The organism is Roseburia inulinivorans DSM 16841, from assembly GCF_000174195.1.
GTDB classification, from domain to species: Bacteria; Bacillota; Clostridia; order Lachnospirales; family Lachnospiraceae; genus Roseburia; species Roseburia inulinivorans.
Map to the genome: position 1 here is coordinate 1 of NZ_ACFY01000148.1, position 10380 is coordinate 10380.

At 40.3% G+C, this 10380-nt stretch carries 12 protein-coding genes and 1 pseudogene; all 13 read left to right on the forward strand.

The genetic code is table 11. The features are described from left to right. Positions 1-46: 46 nt before the first annotated feature. On the forward strand, positions 47-370 hold the full coding sequence (locus tag ROSEINA2194_RS15420; protein ID WP_007889517.1) for a helix-turn-helix domain-containing protein: 324 nt from the start codon (positions 47-49) through the stop codon (positions 368-370). Positions 371-1022: 652 nt separating this feature from the next. Further along, a complete protein-coding gene (locus ROSEINA2194_RS15425) occupies positions 1023-1445 on the forward strand; it encodes a hypothetical protein (protein ID WP_014081249.1) in 423 nt (140 codons plus the stop codon). Positions 1446-1453: 8 nt separating this feature from the next. Then, positions 1454-1774 carry a hypothetical protein gene (locus tag ROSEINA2194_RS15430; protein ID WP_007889524.1) on the forward strand — a complete coding sequence of 107 codons (321 nt, stop codon included), beginning with the start codon at positions 1454-1456 and terminating at the stop codon, positions 1772-1774. Further along, positions 1764-1931 (forward strand): hypothetical protein, encoded by a 168-nt coding sequence (locus tag ROSEINA2194_RS21320; protein WP_005602807.1) that lies wholly within the window; start codon positions 1764-1766, stop codon positions 1929-1931. Before ROSEINA2194_RS15430 ends, ROSEINA2194_RS21320 begins: the two co-directional genes overlap by 11 nt. Further along, positions 1924-2310 carry a type II toxin-antitoxin system PemK/MazF family toxin gene (locus ROSEINA2194_RS15435; protein WP_005602806.1) on the forward strand — a complete coding sequence of 129 codons (387 nt, stop codon included), beginning with the start codon at positions 1924-1926 and terminating at the stop codon, positions 2308-2310. The genes ROSEINA2194_RS21320 and ROSEINA2194_RS15435 overlap by 8 nt, the downstream gene beginning before the upstream one ends. 77 nt (positions 2311-2387) lie before the next feature. Further along, complete coding sequence (locus tag ROSEINA2194_RS15440) at positions 2388-2636, forward strand: DUF6870 family protein (protein ID WP_005602804.1); 249 nt, start codon at positions 2388-2390, stop codon at positions 2634-2636. A gap of 159 nt (positions 2637-2795) precedes the next feature. Next, positions 2796-4457: a recombinase family protein gene (locus ROSEINA2194_RS15445; protein WP_007889527.1), complete on the forward strand. Its 1662-nt coding sequence runs from the start codon at positions 2796-2798 to the stop codon at positions 4455-4457. Beyond that, positions 4458-6101 (forward strand): recombinase family protein, encoded by a 1644-nt coding sequence (locus ROSEINA2194_RS15450; RefSeq protein WP_007889530.1) that lies wholly within the window; start codon positions 4458-4460, stop codon positions 6099-6101. Next, positions 6101-7681, forward strand: coding sequence for a recombinase family protein (locus ROSEINA2194_RS15455; RefSeq protein ID WP_007889532.1), 1581 nt, complete (start codon positions 6101-6103; stop codon positions 7679-7681). Before ROSEINA2194_RS15450 ends, ROSEINA2194_RS15455 begins: the two co-directional genes overlap by 1 nt. A gap of 190 nt (positions 7682-7871) precedes the next feature. Further along, positions 7872-8441 (forward strand): hypothetical protein, encoded by a 570-nt coding sequence (locus ROSEINA2194_RS15460; RefSeq protein ID WP_172727141.1) that lies wholly within the window; start codon positions 7872-7874, stop codon positions 8439-8441. Positions 8442-8530: 89 nt separating this feature from the next. Beyond that, positions 8531-8683, forward strand: coding sequence for a hypothetical protein (locus ROSEINA2194_RS21325; protein WP_007889534.1), 153 nt, complete (start codon positions 8531-8533; stop codon positions 8681-8683). A 311-nt stretch (positions 8684-8994) separates the two neighbouring features. Beyond that, a pseudogene (locus ROSEINA2194_RS15465) lies at positions 8995-9689 on the forward strand (transposase); the annotation flags it as partial. A 436-nt stretch (positions 9690-10125) separates the two neighbouring features. Next, positions 10126-10380: helix-turn-helix transcriptional regulator (locus tag ROSEINA2194_RS15470; protein WP_044928447.1), on the forward strand; the 255-nt coding region annotated here is incomplete at its 3' end.

A 10380-nucleotide genomic window follows, 5' to 3' on the forward strand; every position in this document is an offset into this window, starting at 1 on the left:
AAATATAGCTTAAGCAAATATATAAGGTGCCGGAAAAGAGTGGAAGGTGTACTACGATATTGTTAATAGTGGAGAAAGAATAAAAGAGTTGCGTGCGGCAAGAAGAATGACAAGACAGCAGCTTGCCGAGCAGATTGGATTGTCAGTGGACGCTCTGCGGAAAATTGAAGCTGGTGTAAATGGAGCAAAAATAGATACGCTGATTAGTATTGCTGAATTGTTTCATATAACGTTGGATTATCTTGTGTGTGGGTGTGAAAGAAAGGTAGAAGTCGATGATCTGCTGGTTGGTCTGAAGGAGAAGGAAGTACAGTTTATCCGGAATATGGTATTAAATGCCGTTGACAATATGAAACTTCTGACAGAATAAAAAAGTCGGATTGCATTTTTGATGATGCAGTCCGGCTTTTTTTATAAGGATTTGGAACAGGTGGGAGTGTTACTCTTAGTTCAAAAGAGTGTCGGTTACTGTAGAAGATGCGTGGTGTCAGTTATACTCTGTTCAGGTTCTGAGAAAAGAACCGTTGAATATTGAAAACAGAATAGGACACGCATATTCCACGAGCTTATATCGCCTTGTCTATGACAGGGTGGCAGAATCCCATTTCGTGCGATGACTATCCTCAGAGCTGTAGCCGATTATGAGAAACGTAACAGCAGGAGCCTTTAAGGATAAGAGCAGAGGGTTGTGCCTACCGGGTTAGCAGCCGGAGGTAATGAGATAATAAGTGCACCTGAATTTCAGCGAAATGCATTTTCAGAGAGTGGCTACTTTCGTAAGTCCAGATGGGCAGGAAACTACGAAGTGTTTGTGGCTGGCAAAGGATATGTTACCCGATACGGGGAAGGTTGAGAAACCGGGAAGATAGTATTTTATCTTCCCACACAAACTGATTTGCAGTAACCAGCAGACAACAACGGGGCTTATAAGTGCAGAGAGCATTGGCAGGTCAGTTTATGTGAGGAGATAAAGTGTGCACAGGATATCAAATCAAAATAAAAACAGGAATGGAGATTTTAAAATGAATAAAGCAGTTATATATTTTGGAGCAACAGGAAATGAGGCAGCGGATCAGATGGTAATGCAGGTTCTTGAGGAGTATTGCGCTGTGAATGGATATGAGGTGGTTGCAGTTATTTCAGAGAACGCAAGACCGGAGGGAATGACATTTCCTATGAAGTTTGCCTTTGTCGGTATGGCAGAAGTAGAAGATGTTGATGTGGTTGTTACTTTTATGAGTGATATGGTGGGCGATTGTGAAGAAACAATTATGGATAACATCATTATGCTTGGAGAGCATGGCATTACGGTTGAGACAGCAAACGATGATATGGCTGGATATTATCAGAAGATGGAGCAGGCAGGGCAAAAGGAAGATAACGGCATTGTTTCACTTGCTGATTTTATGGCAGTATTTTTCAGACGTCTCAGAGCCAACAGATAGGAGGTTTTATGAGTAAGTGTTGTGTTATCTGTGTAGGCAGGAATGCCGACAGAGCCGCAGACAGGATAGAAGCATATGCTAAGAAAGCGGATTTTGAGATTGTAGAAACAATCTTTAAAGATACGAAGTCTGTGGAAAGACTTAAATTTTATATCGAAAGAGATTCCATTATCAGTATTCTGGTAAGCAGTATCTATGATATTTCATCGGACAAAGATGTGGTAAAGGGTATTATGGAGCTTGCAGCGGAGCACGGTATCAGTATTAATGACGAGAGCAGGGGCTATGAACCTGCTCTCATCTCGTTTGAGGAGGATAATGCCGGATAAAAAGGAATTAAGCATAGTGACATTTTCATCAGAAACCGTGGTGTTTGATGGGAAAGGAGACAGAGTTGTTGCCTGCCCTACGGAACAGGAAGCTGTCGAATATATCCGTGGGCAGGAAATACCAGTTGACAGACAAGGAAGTGAATATTATGAGTGAAATAAGACGGGGCGATATCTGGATGGTTGATTTTGGAGTACCGGAAGATGAGAATGACCACAAGCTGCACGGTATCAGACCAGTAGTGATTGTGAGCAATGACAGTGCAAACAGACATAGCACGGTATTCCATGCAGTACCGCTTACAAGTAAGATTCATAAAAAGACATATCTGCCAACACATATTTTTATCAGTTCGTTTAAGGCTGTTGGATTAAGAACGAACAGTATCGCTCAGTGTGAGCAGTTATGTGATGTGAAAGATACGGACCTGATAGAAAAAATCGGGAAAGTAAGCAAAAACCAGTTAAGACAGATAACAAAAGGTATGCAGATCCAGTTGGGTATGAGTACAAAACATAATAATCCAATCGCATAAATTCCAGCCGGGGCGAAAGCTCCGGTGTTACATAGCCGTCAGCATATCTGGTGGCTTAATTTGATTGGAGGGATAGGATGACAGTTGAACAGTTGGACAAAATATCGGCACAGAGATTAGAAGATGTGGATATTGATACATTGGTGGAAGTAAACAGCATAAAGTACGCTGACGGAATGCCTGTGGAAAAGAAGGTTGCGGGAATGATTGCAAAGACAGGTAATCCGTATTTCCGCAGATCAGGAAAGAGCAAAATTAAGATTTCATTTTCTGATAACGGGGAAAGCCTGAAAGACAATTATATTGCTATGCTTGCCAATGTATAGAGCAGTCAGCCAAAATTAGGGGTGGAAATTCAGATGGATTTGTGATATCATTACAGACAAATAAGGACATCTAACCCGAAAGGGTATCAATTTCATATTTATGTTTCCATTCCTCTTGATTTGGGACTTCTAACTTAGAAAATCGAAGGAGTGGTGGACATGAACAATTCTAAAAGAATTTACAGAGCAGCCATCTATGTTAGATTATCTAAGGAAGATGGCGATCTTGATGATGTGAGAAAAGCTGAAAGTAACAGTATCTCAAATCAGAAATCCCTGATACTTAATTATTTAAAAGACAAAGAAGATATTGAAATAGTATCAATCCGTGAGGATGACGGCTATTCAGGGGCAACTTTTGACCGTCCGGCATTTAAACTTATGATGCAGGATGTGAAAGACGGTATTATAGACTGTATCGTTGTAAAAGATCTTTCGAGGTTTGCAAGAGAGTATATCGACGCAGGGAGATACATTGAGCGGATGTTTCCTGCAATGGGGATACGATTTATAGCGATCAATGATGCCTATGACAGTGCAGATACACAGGCACAGGGAAACGAGATAATCATTCCGTTTAAGAATCTTATCAATGACGCTTATTGCAGGGATATTTCCATAAAAATCCGAAGCCACCTTGAAACAAAGAGACAGAACGGAGAATTTGTAGGAAATTACTGTGTCTATGGCTACAAGAAATCTGAGATTGACCATAATGTGATTGTTCCTGACGAATATGCTGGTCCGGTGGTTCAGGATATTTTCCACTGGATAAAGAACGGAATGAGCCTTGATGCCATAAGTGACAAGCTGAATGCTCTTGGTATTCTCTCACCTATGGCATATAAGCTCAGCAAGGGAGAGAATTATAAGACAGCATTTCAGAAGAAAGACGAGCTGTTGTGGACTCCTGTTGCTGTAAGGCGTATTGCAACGAATATTATTTATACAGGAACGCTTGTACAGGGCAAAATCACAACACCTAACCATAAGGTTAAAACAAGGATATTAAAGCCACAGGAGAAATGGGCAGTATGCCACAACAATCACGAGGCACTGGTATCTTTAAGAACATTCCAGATTGTACAGCGTCTGTTGTCAGTGGATATGAGAATGGCACCGGGGAAAGACTCTATCTATCTTTTATCCGGAATAGCAGTATGTGCCGATTGTGGAGCACTTATGACACGAAAGGTGTCTACGGTAAATGGGAAAAAGTATGTTTACTATATGTGTTCCAATAACAAGAAGAATAAGAAGTGCAGCTCCCACAGGATAAAAGAGGCAGACTTGGAAAGCCGTGTATTTGATACCTTGAGGGAAATGACAGCAACACTTCTGGACGCTGATGAAGTGATAAAGGAAGCTGGCAACAATGCCAATTTCAGAATAGACCAGAAAAAGACAAAAGAGAGGATCAGTGCAAAAGAGAAAGAGATAACCAAATATAATCAGATGCTTGTTTCACTTTATGAGGACTACAAAGATGGAATCGTTGATAAATCAGACTTTGCGATTATCAAGGAGAGCTTTGAAGTAAAAAGGTCTGAAGCGGAAAAGGCAATCGACAGGTTACAGAAAGAAGCAGAAAACATTGCTGCCGGAATTGAAAGAGATACCGAGTGGCTGGAAGAACACAGGAAATGGAAAACAATGCCTTCTCTTACCCGTAATGTGGTAGTGAGCCTTATACAGTCCGTAAAGGTATATGAGGGCGGTGATATAGAAATCGTACTGGATTGTGACGATGAATACAGGAAAATCGTTGCAAGAGCCGGGGAGCTGGAAAAACAGCAGGATACGGAAAGGCTGGTGGTCTAAATGGCAAGGAAGTCAAGAACACAGCCGAAACAATCACCGGATACACTGAATGTATTATCCAAAGTGTATAAAACTGCCATATATGTGAGATTGTCTGCGGAAAAAGATGAAACGAGAGACAGAAAAACCCTGATCAATCAGAGAAATCTCATTAAGAACTTTGTGGATCAGCAGATGGATATGGAAATCCATGACATCTATATGGATGATGAAATTTCCGGTACAACATTCGACAGACCGGAATTTGAGCGTATGATGTCAGATATGAGGGCAGGAAGGATCAACTGCATTGTCGTAAAGGATTTGTCCCGCTTGGGTAGAGATTACATTGAAACGGGCAATCTGGTAGAGCGTGTATTCCCGATGATGAATATCCGCTTTGTAGCGATTACGGATAATTATGATTCCTCAAAGAAAGACGCAGACCTTATGGTTGCGGTCACGAATATAGCCAATGATCTGTATGCTAAGGATATTTCAAAGAAAATATCTTCCAGTAAGCAGGAAGCGATGGAAAAAGGTATTCCAGTTGGCAGAGTGACTTATGGGTATAAGGTGGTTCTTGATGAAAACAAAGTCAGGGTAATGGTTGAGGATAAGGAAGCCGCAGATGTTGTAAGGTGGATTTTTAATGAGGCAGAAAAAGGTACACTGCATTCTGTGATAGCGGCAGAACTGAATGCGAAGCATATCCTTACACCTGCCCAGTACAAAGTAAGGCATAATATAGAGAAACTTGAAAAGCTGCGTGGAGTTAAGTGGACTGTTGATACATTGTCACAGATTTTAAAGAATGAAGTCTATATTGGAAGATATGTGACAGGTAAAGACAGGGTATGCTTGTACAGACACGAAAAGAGGCATACTACCAATAAAGATGAGTGGTATGTTTTTGAAAATCATCATATTGCACTTATCACAAAGGAACAGTTCTATGCGGTGCAGAAGAACAAAAGAAAGGTAATAAAGCCAGCAAAAAAGCAGACCGTGAATATGCTGAAAGGCAAAATCACCTGCGGCTGTTGTGGAAGCAGTATCCATATCCACCCTGAGAAATATGGAAAGGTTTATATGTGTACGCATAGAAAAAGATATGGAAAGGACAGTTGCAACTGCCTGCCTGTAAAGGTAGACGATATATATGCAGCGGTGCTTGCTGTTATAAAGGAGCAGATACAGGTCTTTATTGACAGGGAAAAAATATTAAAGGAACATCACAATGACAGCAGTGTAATCAGACAGGAACAGGTATATACGGAAGCTGTGAATAAGTGTGTCAAGGAAATGGACAGACTTATGGAATTAAAGAGCGGTCTGTATGCTGATTACACGGAAGATTTGCTTGATGAAAAGGAATATCTGCAACTGAACAGGGAGTATTCACAGCGTATTGAGAAATTGAAGATACAGGCTGATGAATACAGGCAGGCGGCAAGTCAGTATGAAAGTGCTGAAAAGACCGTTGCCCAGTTAAAAGCTGAAATGCTCCGTTTTAAAGGAAAACGCAAGTTGACGCAGGAAATGGTCGATTTGTTTGTTGCACAGGTACGCATATACGAAAACAAGAATCTTGAGATCGTTTTGAACTATGAAGATGAACTGAAAAAATTCGCAGAACTGAATATGGAAAGAGAGGCAGGATAATGGCTGAGAAAAGAAAATTAGCCTTTTATATCCGTCTCTCGGATGCGGATGAGGAGGTAAAAGAAGGAACAAAAGACGAAAGTAACAGTATTACAGGACAGAGAAAACTCTTGTATGCGTATATCAAGAAAACAGAGGAATTTGCAGGTTTTGAGGTACTGGAATACTTTGATGACGGATATTCGGGAACAATGTTCAATAACAGGGCAGAATTCCAAAGGCTCATACAGGACGCAGAGCTTGGAAGATTTGAATGTATCATAGTAAAAGACTTTTCACGATTTGGAAGGGATTACCTTGAAGTAGGCAACTATCTGGAGTTTGTATTCCCTGCAATGGGAATGAGGTTTATTTCTGTCAACGATAATTATGACAGTGACAGAAACTTTGGTGTTACCGGAGGAATGGATGTAGCTTATAAGAATCTGATTTACCAGCTTTACAGTATGGATTTATCAAGAAAGGTAAAGAGTGCCAGAAGGACAAGAAATCTGAGCGGCGAATACACGGCATCATTTGTCTGCTATGGATACAAGAAAGATCCAGACGATAAGCATAAGCTGATAATAGATGAAGAAGCTGCAAAGGTTGTTGTGGAGATATTTTCACTGATCATTGCAGGATATAATGCAAGTGAGGTTGCCCGCATATTAAATGAGAGAAAAATCCCGACAAGAGTTCAAAACCAGTGGAAGAATGGAATCAATTATGTTCCGGTTCATAATAAAGGGGATTATATGTGGGATAATTCAGAAGTTATAGCGATTGTCCAGAATGAGCAGTACAAAGGAATAATGATCCAGAATAAATGTGAAACTGTTGGTTTTGGAGATAATAAGAAGGTTCGCAAACGAAATAAAGAGGACTGGTCTGTTGTAGAAGGTGCAATACCAAGAATAGTAAGCGATGAAATGTTTGATGAAGTCAATAAAATGCTACGGGTTGAAGCCAGAGGGATTGAAAAGAGTACAAAGAAACGTAAGAAAAATCTTTTTATCTGCCCCTATTGTGGGAGAAAGCTGATGAATTCCAGTGCAGTATGTACACCGAAGCTCCTCTGTCCAAAACGCAGGATGGTAAGGACTGGCGAATGTCAGCAGATTTTTATGCTGAAGTCAGAAGCACAGGACAAGGTGCTGGAAATCACAAAGGAAATCTGTAGAACACTTATACAGGAAGAAGAACTTAAAAAGGCATCAAAGGATAAAAGGAAGGTGACAAGCGATGAGTATTTGATTAGTGAGCTTAAAGCGGAGTATGACAGAATATCAAACAGCACAGTTTCTTGTTATCAGTCATACAGAGAGGGAAAGTACACAAAAGAAGAATATGTGCAGTTAAGAAAAACAAACCAAGAGCTGTTAGCTGATCTGGAGAATCAGATATCAGATTTGCAGGAGAAAGTTGCAAATCAGGAGCCTGACGCAGAGGAGAAGATAGAACAGCTAACCCAGTATAGTATGCTGGAGCAGTATGACGGAGATGTACTTTCAAACATAATTGATAAGGTGCTCATTTACAACGACAAAGATATAGAAGTTGTGTTTAAGGGTGAGAACTTTATCCGAAATGCAGTGTAGTAAACAAAATGAGTAATATAGAAAGCCAGTAGTGAAAAAGCTGCTGGCTTCTTCTATGGGTAATAACGAAAAGGTTAATAGTAATAAACTATTCTGTACTTTAAAAATCAGTAAGGGTTTGATAGAATATGTACAGAAAAAAATAAAATTTTTTTGTCCCAGTCTTGACAGATGCAGGATATCCGGAAAGGTGGAAATCAAAGAAGAAAGAGGATACAGGATTGCAGACATACAGGCTGTGTCAGGAACAATTCTTTTAGATCAGAAAAAAAGTAACCGGGTATTTCAGAAAAAAGTACAGACTTATATGGGGATTGCCAGTGCCGTAACAGCCGATACCGATCACAGCGCCTGCATACTGCCGGGGAGCGACATGCGAACCGGAGGGACGCTGATACAGTATCAGGAAACAGACTGGAGATTTCTGAAAAGAATGGCGTCCCAGCTTGGGCTTCCATTAGTGCCGGATACCAGCTATTATTATCCCCGCTTTTACCTTGGATTGCCGGAAGGTGAAAAAAGGGAATTGGGAGAAATCATTTCCTGTGATCTCTGTTTTGATGGGAGATATTATGCAGTCAGTGGAAAATGCCTTGTTGATAGGGAAGATTTCATTTGTTATGATGTTGTTACGAGGACAAGCCTGTCGCTGGGGGACAGGGTAACATATGAAGGAAGGGAGCTGCTTGTTTCCCGGAAAAAACAGAACTGGCAGGAGGTGAGGTCATCTTTACAGAAAAAGAGCAGTTATATTATCTGATTAATGGAGTTTTAGATGGCTCATATCAGGTTAAGATATTTTGTTCAGAATTTACAAGAATATATGATTTAGAGGTTGACTATGAGCAGTTGTCTGAACTAGAAAATAAAGAGTTTGGAGATTTGTGTGAAATGGTAGGTAGATTTTCTGCTGACGAAGAAGAGTTAAAAATTCCAAATATGTTTTTTTCTGAGGAGAGTATTTTGAATAAAGCAAAATATGTAAAACAACTATTAGAATAAGGGTTTAGTAAAAGCCAGCAAGAGTTATCGTACTGATTTTCTGCTGGCGTTTTACGTTGTGTGGCATTTTTTATTTCGAGTTTGCAAATTTTAGGATTAGTGAAAAATAGCACTGTAACGCTATAAGGAAAACAACTGTGGTATAGGCTTCGTTTTGTGGTGTATGGCTTCGATTCAGTGGATTATTACTTTTCGCTGGTCATCCGGTAAATTAAGGTTTTCATACTGGGAACATAATTCTTACTCTTGCTGTGTAAACCTCAGATAATCAGCATCCTACATCACAATGATGTTGTATCATACTTAAGCTGCCCAGAAGATACCGCAAACGTGCCAGAAAAGAGTATCTTGCATTTGCCAGAAGCAGAAAGCACACGGCAAAGAATATCCGAAGATAGCTTGCATATGTGAAAAGGGATCTCCGGTATCTGGAACAGTTCATGAGTGATGGATACACCATGACGGGTAAGGATATCAGCTTATATCTTACCATCATCAAGCTGTATGAGCAGCAACAGTATATGTATGAGAACAGAGTCCATTCTGTGGAGCATCGCATTGTAAGTATTTTGCAACTATGGCTTCGACCGATTGCCAGAGGGAAGGTCAAGCAACTGTTGAATTGGGTGCAAAATTTGATCTCAGTCCTAACAGCGAAGGTTATGGGCGTATCGAAAAAATATCGTTCGCGGCATATAACGAGAGTGGTTGCCTGATAGAAGCAATCGAACGTTTCAAAGAGCGTACCGGTTATTATCTGGAACGATTCCTGGCAGATCAGATATACTGGACCAGGAAAAACAGAAGTTATTGCAAGGAGCAAGGGATTCGGTTATCAGGTCCAAAGCTGGGCAGACCAAACGCCACAGCACAGGCTGAAAAACAAGAGTACCAGCATAATATCGATAGAATCGAAGTGGAGCGCACTCTTAGTCTGAGCAAACGCTGTTATGGTATGAACTGCATTACCACAAAACTGGAAGAAACGCAGTTGACTTCTATCGCATGATCTGTATTCGTGACGAATCTGTTCAGAATCCAGAGGCGAATACTTTGTGCTTTTTGCATTTGTTCCGATTCTGGTATGACCGGAGCAGATGTAAGAGTTGGAAGTCGTAGATATCTGCTTAATCAGCAGACACTATTTAGATATGGATGAAAATGATATGAATAATGAAATTGTAAATGGGAAGAGATATGAGTCAGTCCTTTTTGATTATTACAATACGAAAGTGCTAAAAAGAGTTCTGATGAAGATTCACTTTTAAATATCATAAGAAGATTACTGAGAAAAGTGTGAAGAATATTATGTATTGTCTGTGATGATAGGAAATGGAAATAAGGGAAGAATATACGGGAATTGGTAAACTATTTACATTATACAGTTGTGAGTAAACTCCTAATAATTATGTAAAATAGTTATTAGAAAGGATATCACAATTATGACTGAGAACCGTATCCGTGAGCTCCGCAGGAGACACAACATGTCACAGGAAGCCCTTGGGACTATAATCAACACCACCCAGCAGGCGGTAAGCAAGATGGAAAAAGACACATGTGCCATCTCCACAGACCTGCTTATCAGCATGGCAAGGTATTTTAATGTTACCACTGACTATATCCTCGGGCTGTCCGATATAAAACGGGATCTGAGCGGGCAAATCCGCATGAATCAGGAGATGGATCAGTGCTATGAT

Excerpts from the sequence above, each read along its gene's own strand:
- ROSEINA2194_RS15440 (WP_005602804.1), top strand. The coding sequence starts at position 2,388 with ATGACAGTTGAACAGTTGGACAAAATATCGGCACAGAGATTAGAAGAT.
- ROSEINA2194_RS15425 (WP_014081249.1), top strand. The coding sequence starts at position 1,023 with ATGAATAAAGCAGTTATATATTTTGGAGCAACAGGAAATGAGGCAGCG.
- ROSEINA2194_RS15445 (WP_007889527.1), top strand. The coding sequence starts at position 2,796 with ATGAACAATTCTAAAAGAATTTACAGAGCAGCCATCTATGTTAGATTA.
- ROSEINA2194_RS15435 (WP_005602806.1), top strand. The coding sequence starts at position 1,924 with ATGAGTGAAATAAGACGGGGCGATATCTGGATGGTTGATTTTGGAGTA.
- ROSEINA2194_RS15455 (WP_007889532.1), top strand. The coding sequence starts at position 6,101 with ATGGCTGAGAAAAGAAAATTAGCCTTTTATATCCGTCTCTCGGATGCG.
- ROSEINA2194_RS15430 (WP_007889524.1), top strand. The coding sequence starts at position 1,454 with ATGAGTAAGTGTTGTGTTATCTGTGTAGGCAGGAATGCCGACAGAGCC.
- ROSEINA2194_RS21320 (WP_005602807.1), top strand. The coding sequence starts at position 1,764 with ATGCCGGATAAAAAGGAATTAAGCATAGTGACATTTTCATCAGAAACC.
- ROSEINA2194_RS15450 (WP_007889530.1), top strand. The coding sequence starts at position 4,458 with ATGGCAAGGAAGTCAAGAACACAGCCGAAACAATCACCGGATACACTG.